The organism is Streptomyces sp. NPDC058620, from assembly GCF_042717135.1.
Classification (GTDB): domain Bacteria; phylum Actinomycetota; class Actinomycetes; order Streptomycetales; family Streptomycetaceae; genus Streptomyces.
Genome location: NZ_JBHXQO010000017.1, coordinates 72,551 through 88,998, shown reverse-complemented (window position 1 = coordinate 88,998; position 16,448 = coordinate 72,551). Strand labels below are relative to the sequence as shown.

16 protein-coding genes are annotated in these 16,448 nt (G+C 71.6%); 7 read left to right on the top strand and 9 right to left on the bottom strand.

The window, feature by feature from the left end:
- Window positions 1–57 precede the first annotated feature (57 nt).
- Complete coding sequence (locus ACFWSK_RS18620) at window positions 58–672, top strand: TetR/AcrR family transcriptional regulator (RefSeq protein ID WP_383787110.1); 615 nt, start codon at window positions 58–60, stop codon at window positions 670–672.
- Window positions 673–811: 139 nt separating this feature from the next.
- Window positions 812–1,558 (top strand): bifunctional DNA primase/polymerase, encoded by a 747-nt coding sequence (locus tag ACFWSK_RS18615; protein ID WP_383787107.1) that lies wholly within the window; start codon window positions 812–814, stop codon window positions 1,556–1,558.
- Between the two features lie 57 nt (window positions 1,559–1,615).
- Here ACFWSK_RS18615 and ACFWSK_RS18610 read toward each other — a convergent pair whose 3' ends face one another.
- The 4 genes from ACFWSK_RS18610 to efeO are packed head-to-tail and all read right to left on the bottom strand — an operon-like array spanning window position 1,616 to window position 5,939.
- The gene (locus ACFWSK_RS18610; protein WP_383787197.1) at window positions 1,616–2,599 is read right to left on the bottom strand and encodes a hypothetical protein; all 984 of its coding nucleotides are present in this window, start codon (window positions 2,597–2,599) and stop codon (window positions 1,616–1,618) included.
- Window positions 2,487–3,455: an iron uptake transporter permease EfeU gene (gene efeU, locus ACFWSK_RS18605; RefSeq protein ID WP_383787104.1), complete on the bottom strand. Its 969-nt coding sequence runs from the start codon at window positions 3,453–3,455 to the stop codon at window positions 2,487–2,489. The genes ACFWSK_RS18610 and efeU overlap by 113 nt, the downstream gene beginning before the upstream one ends.
- Before the next feature lie 37 nt (window positions 3,456–3,492).
- Window positions 3,493–4,779 (bottom strand): iron uptake transporter deferrochelatase/peroxidase subunit, encoded by a 1,287-nt coding sequence (gene efeB / locus ACFWSK_RS18600; RefSeq protein ID WP_383787102.1) that lies wholly within the window; start codon window positions 4,777–4,779, stop codon window positions 3,493–3,495.
- Between the two features lie 23 nt (window positions 4,780–4,802).
- Complete coding sequence (gene efeO, locus ACFWSK_RS18595; protein ID WP_383787099.1) at window positions 4,803–5,939, bottom strand: iron uptake system protein EfeO; 1,137 nt, start codon at window positions 5,937–5,939, stop codon at window positions 4,803–4,805.
- Between the two features lie 262 nt (window positions 5,940–6,201).
- On the opposite strand from efeO, the gene ACFWSK_RS18590 reads away from it, so the two are divergent.
- Window positions 6,202–6,900 (top strand): PhzF family phenazine biosynthesis protein, encoded by a 699-nt coding sequence (locus tag ACFWSK_RS18590; protein ID WP_383787096.1) that lies wholly within the window; start codon window positions 6,202–6,204, stop codon window positions 6,898–6,900.
- A gap of 15 nt (window positions 6,901–6,915) precedes the next feature.
- Here the strand turns inward: ACFWSK_RS18590 and ACFWSK_RS18585 are convergent, their stop codons facing one another.
- Both ACFWSK_RS18585 and map read right to left on the bottom strand, forming a co-directional pair.
- Window positions 6,916–7,581 (bottom strand): heme oxygenase (biliverdin-producing), encoded by a 666-nt coding sequence (locus ACFWSK_RS18585; RefSeq protein ID WP_383787093.1) that lies wholly within the window; start codon window positions 7,579–7,581, stop codon window positions 6,916–6,918.
- A 185-nt stretch (window positions 7,582–7,766) separates the two neighbouring features.
- On the bottom strand, window positions 7,767–8,624 hold the full coding sequence (gene map, locus ACFWSK_RS18580; RefSeq protein WP_383787089.1) for a type I methionyl aminopeptidase: 858 nt from the start codon (window positions 8,622–8,624) through the stop codon (window positions 7,767–7,769).
- A gap of 58 nt (window positions 8,625–8,682) precedes the next feature.
- Here map and ACFWSK_RS18575 point away from each other — a divergent pair, with 58 nt between their 5' ends.
- The gene (locus tag ACFWSK_RS18575; protein ID WP_383787086.1) at window positions 8,683–8,916 is read left to right on the top strand and encodes a hypothetical protein; all 234 of its coding nucleotides are present in this window, start codon (window positions 8,683–8,685) and stop codon (window positions 8,914–8,916) included.
- A gap of 36 nt (window positions 8,917–8,952) precedes the next feature.
- Here ACFWSK_RS18575 and ACFWSK_RS18570 read toward each other — a convergent pair whose 3' ends face one another.
- Together ACFWSK_RS18570 and ACFWSK_RS18565 are read right to left on the bottom strand one after the other, a co-directional pair.
- Window positions 8,953–10,251, bottom strand: coding sequence for an MFS transporter (locus tag ACFWSK_RS18570; RefSeq protein ID WP_383787083.1), 1,299 nt, complete (start codon window positions 10,249–10,251; stop codon window positions 8,953–8,955).
- Window positions 10,252–10,294: 43 nt separating this feature from the next.
- Window positions 10,295–10,897 (bottom strand): hypothetical protein, encoded by a 603-nt coding sequence (locus ACFWSK_RS18565; RefSeq protein WP_383787080.1) that lies wholly within the window; start codon window positions 10,895–10,897, stop codon window positions 10,295–10,297.
- 139 nt (window positions 10,898–11,036) lie between these two features.
- Here ACFWSK_RS18565 and npdG point away from each other — a divergent pair, with 139 nt between their 5' ends.
- Together npdG and ACFWSK_RS18555 are read left to right on the top strand one after the other, a co-directional pair.
- Window positions 11,037–11,747 (top strand): NADPH-dependent F420 reductase, encoded by a 711-nt coding sequence (npdG, locus tag ACFWSK_RS18560; protein WP_383787078.1) that lies wholly within the window; start codon window positions 11,037–11,039, stop codon window positions 11,745–11,747.
- Between the two features lie 112 nt (window positions 11,748–11,859).
- The gene (locus ACFWSK_RS18555; RefSeq protein ID WP_383787075.1) at window positions 11,860–12,048 is read left to right on the top strand and encodes a hypothetical protein; all 189 of its coding nucleotides are present in this window, start codon (window positions 11,860–11,862) and stop codon (window positions 12,046–12,048) included.
- On the opposite strand, the gene ACFWSK_RS18550 is transcribed toward ACFWSK_RS18555, so the two are convergent.
- On the bottom strand, window positions 12,045–12,854 hold the full coding sequence (locus ACFWSK_RS18550; RefSeq protein WP_383787070.1) for a site-2 protease family protein: 810 nt from the start codon (window positions 12,852–12,854) through the stop codon (window positions 12,045–12,047). The genes ACFWSK_RS18555 and ACFWSK_RS18550 overlap by 4 nt on opposite strands.
- Window positions 12,855–13,057: 203 nt before the next feature.
- On the opposite strand from ACFWSK_RS18550, the gene ACFWSK_RS18545 reads away from it, so the two are divergent.
- A complete protein-coding gene (locus ACFWSK_RS18545; protein WP_383787067.1) occupies window positions 13,058–16,405 on the top strand; it encodes a BTAD domain-containing putative transcriptional regulator in 3,348 nt (1,115 codons plus the stop codon).
- Window positions 16,406–16,448 lie beyond the last annotated feature (43 nt).

The following is a 16,448-nucleotide window of genomic DNA, read 5'->3' as shown; positions in this document are numbered from 1 at the left end:
GACACCCGGCGAACCGAGACGAGACGTATCGGCTGACTCCACGCTAGATTGACGTACATGGCACCCACCAAGGCACCCGACTCCAGCCGCCGCAGCGACCGCTCCCGCCGCGCCATCCACGACGCCGCTCTGGCCCTGGTCGTGGAGGACGGCTACGCGAAGACGACGATCGAGGGCATCGCCGCCCGCGCCGGGGTCGGCAAGCAGACGATCTACCGCTGGTGGCCGTCGAAGGCGGCCGTACTGCTGGAGGCGTTCACGGACCTCGCGGAGCGGGCGGCGGAGGCCGCCGGGGAGCTGCGCGGGCTTCCCGACACCGGGGATCTCGCGGCCGACCTCAAGGTCGTCCTGCGGGCCACCGTCGACGAGCTGAACGACCCGGCCTTCGAGGCGCCGACCCGCGCGCTCACCGCCGAGGGGATCGTCGATCCGAAGCTGGGCGCCGAGTTCACCGGGAAACTCCTCGAACCCCAGCTCCGGTTCTATGTCACACGACTGCGCGCCGCCCAGGAGGCCGGACAGCTGCGTGCCGACATCGACCCCCGCATCGCCCTGGAGCTGCTGATCGCACCACTGACCCACCGCTGGCTGCTCCGGACCCTCCCGCTGACGCACGAGTACGCCGACTCGGTGGTCGACTACGCCCTCCGGGGCCTCTCGGCGGAGCGCTGAGCGATACCCGGTATGTCCTGACATCGGGCGTGATGGTACTCACCTTGGCGCGTCTCCCCCGTACCCGCTTGAGAACTCTGGCCACCCGAGGCGCAGGATGGTGGGACGATGGAGAAGCAACGCTGAGGTGAGGGGATAGATGGGCGCCGATTCCGGCCGTTATCGCGGCACAGAGAACAGGATTTCCCAGTGGCTGCGGCGACGACCCAAACCGCAGCGGGCCGAGGCCGATGACACGGCCCGCCTGGAGCTGCTGCTGGCCGTCGCCGAGGCGGGCATGCCGATCTCGCCCGCCGCGCATCCGAACGGCTACCGATGTTCGTGCGACCGCATCGGATGCCCCACTCCCGCGCGCCACCCCATCTCGTTCGCCTGGCAGACGCAGTCCACGACCGACCGCGCGCAGATCGAACGCTGGGCCGAAGGCCAGCCCCTGGCCAACTTCATCACCGCGACGGGCATGATCCACGACGTCCTGGACGTCCCGCTGACCGCCGGCGCGGGAGCCCTGGAACGGCTCATCGCCGCAGGGATCGACGTCGGCCCCGTCGCCCGGTCCGGCCAGGACCGGATGCTCTTCTTCACCGCCACCCGCGGCACCCCCGAGGACGAGGACGAGTGGTGGCCCTGCGAGCTGGACTGCCATCCCGAGACCATGGACGAGCACCCGGGGCTTCGCTGGCACTGCCGCGGCAGCTATGTCCTCCTGCCGCCCGCACGGCTCCCCGGTGAGCTGGACGTGCACTGGCTCCGGGGCCCCGAGCATCCACTGCCCGACCCGCTGACCCTGCTGGAGACGCTCACCGACGCGTGCGCGCAGTACGCGGACTCCGCGGAGCAGAGCGATCTGGACCACGATTCGGTGGCCTGGCCGCTGAGCCGTTAGCCGCGGCGGTGACCGGTGCGTCCGGTGACCGCTCGTCCCGGACCGGGTGCCCGGCGGTTACGAACCCTGCGCGGCCGTCAGGCCGGGCAGCCGGTTCAGTACGCGCACCTTGCCGCCCGAGTCCGCCGCGCCCCGCGCGGGGACGTACACGAGCTGGCTGGAGACCCGCTCCTTGGTGAGGGAGTTCTTCACCTCGCCCGTCAGCAGCGCCTCGACGTCGGAGTTGAGCGCCGGCTTCAGCCCCTGGGCCGCCGTCTGCCGCTCGAAGTGCTTGCTGCTGAAGAAGACCAGAGCCCCGCCGTCCTCGGTCGTGAGACCGAGCGGTGCGAACGTCCCCGTGTTCAGGGGCTGGTCGACGTACTGGTACGAGAAACCGGCCACGCGCGTGTTCTTGCGCGTATCCCGCCAGGCCGACGTGGCCGGTCCGGGAGCGAACACGTCCGGCTCGCCGTCCTTCAGATACCCGGTGTACGTGGTGCCCAGGTCTGCGGGGGCCACGGCCAGTTCACCGGCCTCGGGGTCCACCGGCTCCGCCCAGCCGTCGGCGTCCACCCGGAAGGCGGGGAGCTGGGCGGGGGTGACGACCGCCAGATAGGCGGCCTTCCACAGCGCGTCGGGACCGGTCCGTACGAACACCAGCAGCCAGCGGGTGTCCAGCTTCCCGGCGTCCTGGTCACGGTTGGAGTCGGTGTCCGCGACGAACCAGCGGGGCCAGCCGGCCTTCTTCGGGATGGTGAACGACGCGTCGGTCAGCTCCAGCGGCCGGTGGGCCGCGTTGCCGTCCGGGCTGTTCTTCTGCCGCGCCGTGAGGCCGGCCTGGTTGATCGCGCCGAGCGAACCGGTCACCCGGTCCGCGTCGAGCGCCGGATCGTATGCCTTGTCCGCCTCGTTGTAGGCGGTGGTGAAGTCCTCCAGGGCCTGCGCGGCCTCAGACTTCGTCGCTCCCGGCACGACTTCCAGCTCGCCGTGCACCGTCACGCAGCCGCTCGCCGTCACGCTCAGCACTGTCGCCGTCGCGAGCCCCGCCGCCAGTCGCCCCAGCCTTGTCATCCGTTGCTTTCTGCGCCTTCTGATCCGTCGCCCGCACTGACCGTCCGAACCCTACCGGGGCGAGGAACAGCGCGAGCGTGGGGATCAGATACAGCGCCCACACCGTGACCTGGAGAACGGTCGGGTCGGGCTGGAAGTTGAACACGCCCTTCAGCAGCGTGCCGTACCAGCTGTCCGGCGGGATCGTGGCGCTGACGTCGAACGCCTTGTTCTGCAGCCCGCCCAGGAACTCCGCCTCCTGGAGGTCGTGCACGCCGTACGCCAGCACGCCCGCCGCCACCACGACCAGCATCCCGCCCGTCCAGGTGAAGAACTTCGCGAGGTTGATCCGCAGTGCCCCGCGGTAGAACAGCCAGCCCAGCACGACGGCGGTGGCGATGCCCAGCAGCACCCCGATCAGGGGCGACGAGGAACCCTCCCCGCTCGCCCGCACCGACGCCCACACGAACAGCGCGGTCTCCAGCCCCTCACGGCCCACCGCCAGGAACGCCGTGGCCACGAGCGCGCCGGTGCCCATCGCGAGCGCCGCGTCGAGCTTCCCGTGCAGCTCCGCCCTGAGGTGCCGCGCGGTGCGCCGCATCCAGAAGACCATCCACGTCACCAGGCAGACCGCGACGATCGACAGCGAACCGCCCAGCGCCTCCTGCGCCTCGAACGTCATCTCCTGCGAGCCGAACTCCAGCGCGGCGCCGAAGGCCAGCGAGATCGCACACGCGATCCCGATGCCCGCCCACACCGGGCGCAGCGCGTCGCGGCGCTCCGTCCTGACCAGATAGGCGACGAGGATGCAGACGACGAGACTGGCCTCAAGACCCTCGCGCAGGCCGATCAGATAGTTGCCGAACATGCCGGTCCTTCCGCTGTACGGATCATGGGGGCGGGGATCACGAGAACAGTGCCCGGCCCCACCAGTCGTCCCCGTCGCGGACGCCCGGCGGGACGGCGAAGACGGCCGAACCCACGTGCTGGATGTACTCGTTGAGGGCGTCGTGCGCCGCCAGACTGCGCTGCACCGGAATGAAGCCCTTGCGGACGTCGCGCTGGTACGCCAGGAAGAACAGGCCCGCGTCGAGCCGGCCGAGACCGTCCGTACCGTCGGTGAAGGAGTAGCCGCGGCGCAGGATCGTCGCCCCGTCGTTGGTGTCCGGGTGCGCGAGACGCACATGCGCGCTCGGCAGCATCGCCTTGAGGAACGGTTCGTCGCGCTCCTTCGACTTACCGACCGGGGCGCCCTCGCCCTTGTCGCGTCCGAAGATGTCCTCCTGCTCCTGGAGTCCGGTGCGGTCCCAGGTCTCGATGTGCATCCGGATGCGCCGGGCGACGAGGTAGGAACCACCCGTCATCCAGCCGGAGTCGTCGTCCGGGCCGACCCATACGTGCTTCTTCAGGGCGGCCGCGTCGGTGCCCGCGATGTTCCGGGTGCCGTCCTTGAAGCCGAGCATGTTGCGGGGGGTCTGCTCGTCGGGCGTGGTCGAGGAGGTCTTGCCGAAGCCCAGCTGCGACCAGCGGATCGCCGTACGCCCCATGCCGATCCTGGCGAGGTTGCGGATGGCGTGCACAGCGACCTGCGGGTCGTCCGCGCACGCCTGGACGCAGAGATCGCCGCCGCTGCGGCTCGCGTCGAGGTTGTCACCGGGGAACTTCGGCAGCTCGACGAGCGCCTCGGGGCGCCGGTCCTCCAGCCCGAACCGGCCCTTCGTGAAGAGGGAGGGGCCGAAGCCGATGGTGAGGGTGAGGCGGGAGGGCTTGAGGCCCAGCGCCTCGCCGGTGTCGTCCGGCGGAGCCTCCGGGAGCCCCCCGTACGCCCCCTCGCCCACCGGGCGCCCGGCCGTCATCTGCTCCGCGGCCCGCGTCCACTCCTGGAGCAGGGCGGCCAGTTCGGCCCGGTCCTTCGTCGTCACGTCGAACGCGGCGAAGTGCAGCCTGTCCTGTACGGCGGTGGCGATCCCGGCCTGGTGCGCACCGCGGAACGGCACCGCGGCACCGCTCAGCCCGGCGGGGGCCGTGCCCCCGTCGGAGCGCACCGAGGCGACCGCGGCGCCCGCCGCCACGGCGCCGAGCGCGAGCCCGGAGCCGCCCCAGCCGAGCAGGGCCCGGCGCGACGGGCCGTCATGCGCGTCCGCGGAGGGCGGGTCCGGTGCTTCGGATGGTTTCTGTACGTCCTCGGACATGAGTGGCGGCCTCCTCGCCCGTGTTACTTCGTCACCGCGGCGGCGAGCCTGGACAGCGGCTCGGCGAGCGCGTTGACCGCGTCCGAGAGTTCCTTGCGGTCCGCCTCGCCGACCTTGTCGTACGAGGTGAACTCGTAGGAGTTCTTGTCCTCGCGGTACTGGTCCAGCAGCGTGTTCAGAGCGGCGAACTGCTTGTCCAGGGAGGCGGTGAGCGCGGTGTCGTTCTTCGACGCGATCGGCTTCAGCAGCGCGTACGACTTCTCCGCGCCCTCGACGTTCGCCTTGAAGTCGACGAGGTCGGTGTGGCTGTAGCGCTCCTCCTCACCGGTGACCTTGCCGGTGGCGACCTCGTCGAGGAGCTCCTTGGCGCCGTTGGCCATCGAGGTCGGGGTGATCTCCGCCTTGCCCACGCGGTTCTGCCAGTCGACGAGGTCCTTGTAGAGGACGGGTGCGAGGGCCTTCTCCTCGGCCCCCAGCTTCTTGTCCTCCCACAGCGCCTTCTCCAGACGGTGCCAGCCCGTCCACTTCTGACCCTCTTCCAGGCCGTCCGCGCGCACGTCGACCTTCGGGTCGATGTCGCCGAAGGACTCGGCGACCGGCTCGGTGCGCTCCCAGCCGATCCGGGAGTCGGCGTACGCCTTCTTCGCGGCCTCGATGTCACCTGCGGCGACGGCGTCGGTGAAGACCTTCACCTTGGGCAGCGTCTCGTCCGCCTGCGCCTGCACATAGGTGCGGTACTCGGCGACGGCCTTGTCCATCTCGGGGCTGCGCTTGGCCGCCGAGGCGCCGGTGACCTCGATCTTCTGCCGGATGCCGTGCCCCTTCATGCCGGGCTTGCAGGCGATCTCGTACGAACCGGCCTTCACCTCGGCGGTGATCTTCGCCTTGGTGCCGGGGCCGATGTTCTCGCGCTCGGTGACGATGCGGTCGTCCGGGAAGAGGACGTAGACCTCGGTGACCTTGGATCCCTTGTTCTCGACGGCCAGTTCGACATGGCCGGCGGGGATCTTCGTCTTCGAGACCTCGCAGGAGTCGTCCTTCGCGACGACCCGGACCGCGCCGTCGCCCTTGCCGTCGCTCTTCTCGGCGCAGCCGGTGACGGCGGTCAGTGCGGCCACGGTCGCGGCAGCGGTGACGACGGAGAAACGAACGGCTCGCATGCGGGCTCCACAGAAGAGGTAAAGAGAATGGGGAACAGCCGGGCAAAGCCGGGTGAGGCCGACCTAACTTAACCGAGCCTTACCTGACCCGTACCCCCTCGTGCGGTGATTCAGCTCTCACCCCCGGTGCTGGAGAACGGCCTGGTCACAGTCGACCCACCAGCGACCCAGGGACTGGTCAAGCAACGGTCAAGAGGCCCCTTTCGGTACGACCGACCGGCCCTGTCGCGTCGGGGAGTGGGCACGGTGCTTGAATGCGCACGTGAACGACTTCGGCGTACCCGACGGCATCGACGTACTGCGTGTGTTCTGCGGCCCGGACGGCCGGCACGGCAACGCGCTCGGCGTCGTGCGCGAGGGGTCCGCGTACCCCGACGAGACGTCCCGGCAGGCGCTGACGCGCGCACTGGGCTTCAGCGAGACCGTGTTCGTCGACGACCCGGAGCGGGGGCGCGTCGACATCCATACCCCGGGGCTGCGGCTGCCGTTCGCCGGGCATCCGCTCGTCGGCGCGGCCTGGCTGCTCGACCTGGAGGTTCTGGAGCTGCCGGTGGGAGACGTGTTCGCCCGCCAGGACGGCGAGTTCACCTGGATCACCGCCCGTCCCGAATGGGCACCGCCGAGGACGCTGGAGCGCTACGCGTCCGCGGCCGAGGTCGAGGCGCTGACGGGACCGCCGCCCGGCGAGGGATGGCTCTACGTGTGGGCCTGGGAGGACGAGGCCGCGGGGCGCGTCAGGGCCCGCGCCTTCCCCCGGCGCGGTGATGAGCGCGACGCCGGGGGCATCGTGGAGGACGAGGCGACCGGCGCGGCGGCGCTGCTGCTCAGCGCCGCGCTCGGCCGCGCCCTGAACATCAGACAAGGGCGCGGCTCCCAGCTCCTCACAGCACCCGCGCCGGACGGCACGGTGGAGGTAGGGGGCCGCGTCCTTCTGGTGCACGCGGGTAAGGCCGGAGCGTGAGGCCGGCCGCGGGGGCTACGCGCTGAGCGGGAAGACCTCGCCCAGCTCCCGGAAGACGGCAGTGTTGAGCGCGAACGCGCGCTTGCACTCGTCGATGATGCGCTGCTTCTCCAGATCGTCCGCGTTCACCGCGTCCAGCAGCTCCCGGTAACCCCGCTTGAACGCGGCCGGGTTGGCGATCTCCTCGAAGACGTAGAACCGCACCCCGTCACCCCTGCGCGCGAAGCCCCAGGTCTTCTCCGCCTTGTCGCGGATGATCTGGCCGCCCGAGAGGTCACCGAGGTAGCGCGTGTAGTGGTGCGCTATGTATCCGGCGGGCCAGGTGCGGGCGCACTCGGCGACCCGCTCCGCGTACGCGGCGGTGGCGGGCAGCGGCTCCAGGCCCTCGCGCCAGCCGGCACCGCGCAGGTGCGCCAGGTCGCGCTCCAGCGCGGAGCCGCGCATCAGCTCGGACTGTATGAAGGGCCCGGCGACCGGATCGTTCCGCAGGGTCTCCGCACCGTCCTCCAGCGCCCGGTACACGAACCACAGCTGCTCGGTGTAGCGCGTGTACGCGTCCACCCCCAGGCGTCCGCCGAGCAGGTCGCCCATGAACGTCGAGGTCTCGGCCTCGGTGTGCTGCTCGTGCGACGCCGTGCGGATGAGCGTGGAGAAGGGGGTGGCGGTGCCGGGTGCGTCCAAGGCGGGCCTCCGAAGACCAAGGGGACGGGAAGTCCAGAAGGAGACGGACATATCGGAATCCGCTGCCGCCGACAGGCAGCAGTGCTTGCGATACGTCGATCTTCCTACTTAGGTTTACCTAAGTCAACTGGTTCCCGACGGGCTGTCGGTAAAAACGATACGCCCGGACGCACCCGCGTGGAGGGTTACGGAAGTGTGAGAATCTCCGCCCCCGTGTCCGTCACCACGAGCGTGTGCTCGAACTGCGCGGTCCGCTTGCGGTCCTTCGTCACCACGGTCCAGCCGTCGTCCCACATGTCGTGCTCATGGGTGCCGAGCGTCAGCATCGGCTCGATCGTGAACGTCATCCCGGGCTGCATCACCGTGGTGGCATGCGGGCTGTCGTAATGGGGAACGATGAGACCGGAGTGGAACGAGGAATTGATCCCGTGGCCGGTGAAGTCCCGGACCACCCCGTAACCGAAGCGCTTCGCGTACGACTCGATGACCCGGCCGATCACATTGATCTGGCGCCCCGGACGGACCGCCTTGATGGCGCGGTTCAGCGCCTCCCGGGTGCGCTCGACGAGCAGCCGCGACTCCTCGTCGACATCGCCGCAGAGGTACGTGGCGTTGTTGTCGCCGTGCACGCCGTTGATGTACGCGGTCACGTCGAGGTTCACGATGTCGCCGTCCCGCAGCACGGTGGAGTCCGGGATGCCGTGACAGATGACCTCGTTGAGCGAGGAGCAGAGCGACTTGGGGAAACCGCGGTAACCGAGCGTCGACGGGTACGCGCCGTGATCGACCATGAACTCGTGGGCGACCCGGTCGAGCTCGTCGGTGGTGACACCAGGAGCGATGTGCTTCGCGGCCTCCTCCATCGCCTGTGCGGCGATACGGCCCGCGATCCGCATCCGCTCGACGGTCTCGGCGTCCTGGATCTCGGGGCCGGTGTAGGGCGCCGGAGCCGGTTTGCCCACATACTCGGGGCGCCGGATGCTTCCGGGGACGGAACGAATGGGAGTGATCTCCCCTGGTACGAGCAGCGACTGGCCAGACATGCCAGCGAGTGTAACCAGCGGGCTCGGGGCAGCATGATCGTAAGGAAAGGAAGTGGCGATGGCCCTGTTCAAGAAGCGCACCGCCGGAAAACCGGGCGAGTGGTACTACTGCCTGGAGCACAAGAAGGTCGAGGAAGGCCCCGAGTGCCCGGCGAAGGACCGGTTCGGCCCCTACGCGACGCCGGAGGAGGCCCGCCGCGCCATGGATACCGCCCAGGAGCGGAACCTGGAGTGGGAGACCGACCCCAAGTGGCACGACAAGACGGCCCCCGAAGAGCCTTCGGCCGACTGACGGACGCGCTCCGCACCGCCCTCCGGTCCCACCGCGTCAGACGCCGGAGGGGTCCGCGTGCTGCGCCCGCCGCCGGGCCGCGTCCTCGTCCGTCTCGGAGTCGTACGACAGAAGTTTCGGCAAGGCGGCCGCCAGCAGGGCGACCGATGCCACGCATGCCACCCCACCGGTCCAGATCGCCGGCCGCGTCCCCGTCCAGCCCGCCATCGCGCCGGCCCTGACCTGCCCCAGCTGCGGGCCGACGCTGTAGGACAGCACTTCGATGCCCGCGAGCCTGCCCCGCAGCTCCTCCGGAATGGTCTGGTTCCAGATCGTCGCCCGGCCCAGACCGCTCAGCATGTCGCCCGCGCCCGCCACCGCCAGGCACACCAGCACCATCCACACCTCGCCGAACCAGCCCGCCGCGGCGATCGCCAGACCCCAGACGCCCGCGCCGAACACCACGAACAGTCCGTGCCGCCGCACCCGCGAGGTCCAGCCACTGGTCAGGCCAAGTGCCAGGGAGCCGACCGAGCCCGCCGCGTACATCAGGCCGAGCGACCACTCCGCGTCCAGCTCGTCCGCCAGGAACGGGAAGATCGCGTTCGGGAAGGCGAAGAGCATCGCCGCCAGGTCGATGGCGTACGTCCCCAGGAGCACCGGCCTGCTCCACGCGTACCGCGCGCCCTCCGCGATCCCGCGCAGCGACGGCTTCCGCGCGTCACGGGCCGGCGGCGCGGGGGTGAGCCGCAGACAGAGCAGGACGGATACGGCGAACGTGACCACCGTGACCGCGTACGCCGTGGCGTGTCCGGCATAGGCCACCACCAGCCCCGCCAGCGCGGGCCCGGCGATCGCCCCGACCTGCCAGCGCAGGGAGTTCAGCGCCGCCGCCGCGGTCTGCTGGTCGTGCGGCACGATCCGGGCGATGAGCGAGTCCAGTGCGGGACGCTGGAGCCCCGCCAGGCCGGCGACCCCGGCGGCCACCACGTACAGCGGCCAGAGCGCCGGTTCGGGCATCAGCGCGTTCACCAGCAGGATCACGGCAAGCAGCCCGAGCCCCGCCTCCGTGCCCAGGATGACCTTGCGTCGGTCCACCGCGTCGGCCAGCGCCCCGCCGTACAGCCCGAACACGATCAGCGGCACCAGCTCCACCGCGCCCATCGCGCCGACGGCCAGCGGCGATCCGGTGAGGTGCTTGATCTGCAGCGGCAGGGCGATCAGGGCCATGAAACTGCCGAAGTAGGTGATCAGCCCCTGGCTCCACAGCAGTCTGAAGTCGGCCGATGAGCGCCAGGGCGAAAGGTCGGGAAGCAGCGCGGCAAGCCTGGCCTGCCAAGGGAGCGGGGACGTCACGAGGGGCCATGCTCCGGCCGCCCGCGCACCCGGCGCAACAGGATTACCAGCGGGCGGGCGGCGGCGCCGTCAGCTGGTCGGCCAGCCGGGAGAGCCGGTCCCGGAACGAGCGGCGACCGCGCGGCGCGGGCCTGCTGTTCTCCCCGGCCGCCGCGCTCACCAGGTGCTGCACGGTGTCGAGGTCCACATCGTCCTCCCCGGTGACCGAGAGCGACTCATGGGCCAGCCCCCGCACCTCCGGGTCGCCGCCGTCCAGTGCCAGTACGGTCGCCCCCGCCCGCCGCGCGTCGTGCACCCGCTCCAGCAACCCGCCGTCCGGCCGCCCGGGAGCCACCACGAGCAGCGTCTCGCCGCGTCGCGCCGCCTCGATCCGGCCCAGGCCGACGGCCAGATGCACCGGGTCACCCGCCTCCACCCGGTGCCGCACCAGGGTCGGCCGCAGCTCCGGCAGCCCCGACCAGGTGGACTCGTCGACCAGATGCGCGGCAAGATGCCACGGCTCGTACACCTCGGTCCCCACGAGCAGCAGCCCGCCGCCGTGCGGGACCACGGACGAGCGGAGCGTCCCGGCGAAACGCCGGGTCGCGGCGGGCCACTCGGTCCCGGCGAGCACTTCACGCAGCAGCGCGACACGTACGGCGTCCATGGTCCGGCATGATGCCCCAAGGCCCGCCGCACCACCCGGCGTTGGCGGCGAACCCACCCGAACGGGAGCCCTTGGACACCCCGCCGTTCCGGCGCACGCCGCCGCGTTCCGGCCCCTGGCTGGCAGTAGTGTCGGGGCCATGACTACCCACGACAGCGGCAGTGCGCCCAAGCCCCCCGCCAAGGACCCCTGGGACCTTCCCGACGTCTCCGGACTGACCGTAGGCGTGCTCGGCGGGACCGGCCCGCAGGGCCGCGGCCTCGCCTACCGGCTCGCCCGCGCCGGCCAGAAGGTGATCATCGGCTCCCGGGACGCCGGACGAGCCGGCACGGCCGCCGCCGAGCTCGGCCTCGGCGTCGAAGGAGCCGACAACGCGGACTGCGCACGGCGCAGCGACATCGTGATCGTCGCCGTGCCGTGGGACGGCCACGCCAAGACCCTGGAATCCCTGCGCGAGGAACTCACCGGGAAGCTCGTCGTCGACTGCGTCAACCCGCTCGGCTTCGACAAGAAGGGCGCCTACGCCCTCAAGCCCGAAGAGGGCAGCGCCGCCGAGCAGGCCGCCGCCCTGCTGCCCGGCTCCCGTGTCACCGCGGCCTTCCACCACCTCTCGGCGGTACTGCTCCAGGACGCCACGATCGACGAGATCGACACCGATGTGATGGTCCTGGGCGAGGCCCGCGCCGACACCGACCTCGTCCAGGCCCTCGCGGGCCGCATCCCCGGGATGCGCGGGATCTTCGCGGGACGGCTGCGCAACGCGCACCAGGTCGAGTCGCTGGTCGCCAACCTGATCTCCGTCAACCGCCGCTACAAGGCGCACGCGGGACTGCGCACCACCGACGTGTGACCGGGCTCCGGGGCCGGCCACACGTCGGGCGGCCCCGGACCGGACACCGAGCGGAATCGGGCATGAGGGACACTGGACGGGATCGCGCACCATCCCCGGACAGGAGCCCCCCATGCCCCGCCTCGCCCTCTACGCCCTCGTCGTCTGCGTCCTCGCCGTCGCCGCAGCCGTGGTCTCCTTCGTCCAGGGCAGCTGGCTCGGCATCATCTGGGTGCTGCTGGCCGGGCTCTCCTCGAACATGGCGTGGTTCCACATCCGCCAGAGCCGCCTCGCGACGGCCGCGGCCAACGACAGGCCCTAGCGGCTCAGCGAGCAGACCGGGTTCTGCTCGTCCCAGAACTCCAGCCAGAACCGGTAGGAGTCCTGCCCGCAGTACGACTCGATCTCGCTGACGCCGAGCCCGCGCAGGAGTGCGTCCACGGTGTCGAAGAAGGCGATGTTCACCTCCGGAATCCACAGGATGCCGAAGACCGCGATCAGCCCGAACGGTGCGAACGGCTCGATCTGGCGGCGGATCTTGTACGACAGCCACGGCTCGATCACGCCGTAGCCGTCAAGACCCGGGACCGGCGCGAAGTTCAGGATCGCGGCGGTGACCTGGAGCAGGGCCAGGAACGCCAGCGCGTCCCGGAAGGCGGTCGGCACCCCGTCCAGGGCGTCCAGCCAGAACGGCGCCGTGCAGACGACCGCGAACAGCACGTTGGTCAGGGGCCCGGCCGCGGAGATCAGGCTGTGCCGCCAGCGGCCGGTGATCCGGCCCCGCTCGATGTAGACCGCGCCACCCGGCAGCCCGATCCCGCCCATGATCACGAAGAGCACGGGCAGCACGATGCTGAGCAGGGCATGCGTGTACTTCAGGGGGTTGAGCGTCAGATAGCCCTTCGCCCCGATGGAGATGTCCCCGCTGTGCAGCGCGGTACGGGCGTGGGCGTACTCGTGCAGACAGAGCGAGACGATCCAGGCCGCCGTGACGAACAGGAAGACCGCGAAGCCGGTCTGCTCGGCGAAGTCCGTCCACACCGCCCAGCCCGAGACCGCCATGACGGCGACGATCGCGAGGAAGATCGGGCTGATCCTCCGGTCGCTGCGAGTGGCTGCGGTGGTCATCGGTGGAACTCCTGGTGGCTGGACGGAATGCGGCGAGCCCCGACAGTACGGCGCGACACGTCGGGAACGTCTCGCGCCGGGACGTTGGTTCCGCACCGCCGGGCGGCAGCCGGCCGGTGCGCGGAGCCCCCCGGGAAGGACGCCAAGACGCGTACGGGACGGGTGCGGTGCGGTGACCGGCCGTGTTCACGGACAATGGGCGGGTGCGCTACAGCATCCTCGGAACCACCCGGGCCCTTCGCCCCGACGGCACGGCCGTCGCCCTCGGCGGGGCGCGGCTGCGCACCCTGCTGACCGTCCTGGCCCTGCGCCCGGGCCGCACGGTCGGGGCCGCCGCGCTCGTCGACGAGGTGTGGGACGGCGATCCGCCCGCGGACGCGGTGGGCGCCCTGCAGGCACTCGTGGGACGGCTCCGGCGGGTGCTGGGCCGGGCGGCGGTCGAGTCCGTGGAAGGCGGCTACCGGCTCGCCGCCCAGGCGGACGACGTGGACCTGCACCGTTTCGAGCGGCTGGCGGGGGAGGGGGCGCGGGCGCTGGCGCAGGGGGACGCGCGGCAGGCCGCCGCCGCGCTCGACGACGCCCTCGCCCTGTGGCGCGAGCCCGTACTCGCCGATCTGCCCGACCGTGCCGTCGCCGTGGCCGGACTGGAGGCGCGGCGGCTGGACGCCCGCCGCACCCGGCTCGCCGCCGTCCTGGCCCTCGGCCGCCCCGGAGAGGCTCTGCCGGAACTCACCACGCTCGCCGCGGCCCACCCGATCGACGAACCCCTCCAGGCGCTGCGCATCCGGGCGCTGCGCGACGCAGGCCGTACGGCGCAGGCACTCGCGGCTTACGAGGAGGTCCGCCTCGTACTCGCGGACCGTCTGGGGGCCTCACCCGGCCCCGAACTCCGCGGCCTGCACACGGAATTGCTCCGTCCTGACCGGCCGGAACCCGTCCCGGCCGCCGCCCCCGCCGACGCGCCACGCGCGCCCGCCGCCCCGCCCCGGGGGAACCTGCGGGCCCGGCTCACCAGCTTCGTCGGACGGGAAGGCGATATCGCCGCGCTGCGCGAGGACCTTGCGCAGACGCGGCTGATCACCCTCCTCGGCCCCGGCGGGGCGGGCAAGACCCGGCTGTCCCAGGAGGTCGCCGAGACCCTCGCCGAGAGCTGGGCGGACGGTGTGTGGCTGGTGGAGCTCGCCCCCGTCGACGATCCCGACAGTGTGGCCGAGACCGTGCTCGGCGCCCTCGGAGCCCGGGAGACCGTGCTGAGAGGTGCGGGCGCGGAGGAGCTGCGGGCCGCCGAACGGTACGCGGGCGACCCGCTCGTACGGCTCACCGAGCACTGCTCGCGGCGCCGGATGCTGCTGCTCCTGGACAACTGCGAGCACCTGATCGACGCGGCGGCCTCGCTCGCCGACCACCTCCTCGCCCACTGCCCGGACCTCACGGTCCTGGCGACCAGCCGTGAACCCCTCGGCGTACCGGGCGAGTTCGTCCGGCCCGTCGGCCCGCTGCCCGACCCGATGGCGCTGCGGCTGTTCGCGGACCGGGGCGCCGCGGCGAACCCTGGATTCCGGATCGACGCCGACGCCGGGACGGCAGCCGCCGCCGCGGAGATCTGCCGGCGGCTCGACGGGCTCCCGCTCGCCATCGAACTCGCCGCGGCCCGGCTGCGGATGCTCGGCCCGCGCCAGATCGCCGACCGGCTCGACGACCGCTTCCGGCTGCTCACCAACGGCAGCCGTACCGTGCTGCCGCGTCAGCAGACCCTGCGGGCCGTGGTCGACTGGTCCTGGGAGCTGCTGGACACGGCCGAGCGCGCGGTGCTGCGACGGCTGTCGGTCTTCGCGGGCGACTGCGCGCTCGAAGCCGCCGAAGAGGTCTGTTCCGTCGCCGCCGCGGACGCGTCGGCCGCAGCCGGCGCCGTCGAGTCCCGTGATGTCGCCGCCCTGCTGGGTCTCCTTGTCGACAAGTCCCTCGTCGTCGCGGCTCCCGGCGACGACGGCGGGATGCGCTACCGGCTCCTGGAGACCGTCGGTGAGTACGCCGGGGAGCGACTGGACGAGGCGGGGGAGCGCGCGGCCGTCGAGCGGCGCCACCTCGTGTACTTCCGGGAGCTGGCCCGTACCACCGAACCCGAACTCCGCGGCGCGGGGCAGCGGGCGGCGATCGACCGGTTCCGGCGCGAGTACGAGAATCTGCGCACCGCACTGCGGCACGCCGTCGCCGCCGGGGACGAGCAGGAGGTCCTCTGCTTCGTCCTCTCCCTGTCCTGGTACTGGATGATGCGCGATCTGCGCGCCGACGCCCGACACTGGGCCGATTCCGCCGCCGTCCTGGGCCCGGACCCGTTCGCCCCGCCCGGCAGTCCGGCGCCCTCGCTCACGGAGCGGTGCACCGACCGGCCGCCGCCCTGGGAGCCCGAGCAGCTCCAGGAGGCGCGGCGCGGGGTGCGGCTGATCCAGCTGGTCAACATGGACCACCACCTGGACGCGTGGATGACCGAGGAGAGCACGGCGCGCCTGCGGGCGATCGTCGACACGTACCAGGTGGGCCAGCCCCAGACCTGCCGGACGCCGGGATCGCTCTGGATGTACGCGATCCTGCTCACCGGCGAGACCGGTCAGCTGCGTGAGCTGGTGGAGGAAACGGTCCGCGCCTGCCGGGAGTTCGGCTACGAGTGGGAGCTGGCGTCCGCGCTCCAGATGCGGGCCAACGTGCTGGCCAACCATCCCGAGTGGGCGGGTGAGGCACGGGCGGACGCCGACGAGAGCCTGGAGATCTTCGTCCGGCTCGGCGACGCCTGGGGTGCCGCGGAATCGCTCTCCTCACGGGGTGAGGCCAATGAGCGCAGCGGCGATTTCATCCGCGCCGCCGAGGACTACCGGGCCGCCATCGGCCATGCCGAACAGCTCGGCGCCCGCGCCCAGGTGACGGTGCTGCGGGCGCGGTACGCGGGCGCTCTCACCGAGACCGGCCGTGGCGAGGAGGCGGAGCGCATCCTCCGGGACATCCTCGACGGCGGACCGCAGCCGGGGTACGACGCGATGCCCGTGGCGCGCATGCTGCTGGGGCTCTGGCTGGGGCGGACCGGCCGCCTCGTCGAGGCGCGGGAGCAACTCGAGCTGCTGCGCGGGGAGTTCCGCTCGGAGACGGTCGCGATGTTCGAGGGGTTCGTGATCGGAGGGCTCGCCTGGCTGGACAACCTCGAAGGTGACCACACCACGGCTCTGGGCCGGGCGCTGCGTGCGGTGGAGCGGTCCCGGGACCGGCTGTCGCTGATGGTGGCACCGCACATGACCTCAGCGCACCTGATCTCGGTCGCCTGGGCGGTGGGCGGACTGGGCGGCGCGGCGGCGGGCGCGGACGCGGCGCGGGTGCTGGGGCTGCAGGCGGCCCTGTCGCCGAAGGGGCACCTGCTGACGTCGCTGGAGCGGGAGAACCTGGCCCGGGCGGAGGAGACCATCCGGGCGGAGATCGGTGAGACGGCCTTCGCGGCGGCGTACGCCGAGGGCGGTGGCCTCACCCTGGATGAGGTCACCGCCCTGGCCGACGCGTATCGGTAGACGCTGCGGGACGCGTGGTGCGGGTGTGCCGCGGTCCGTGCCC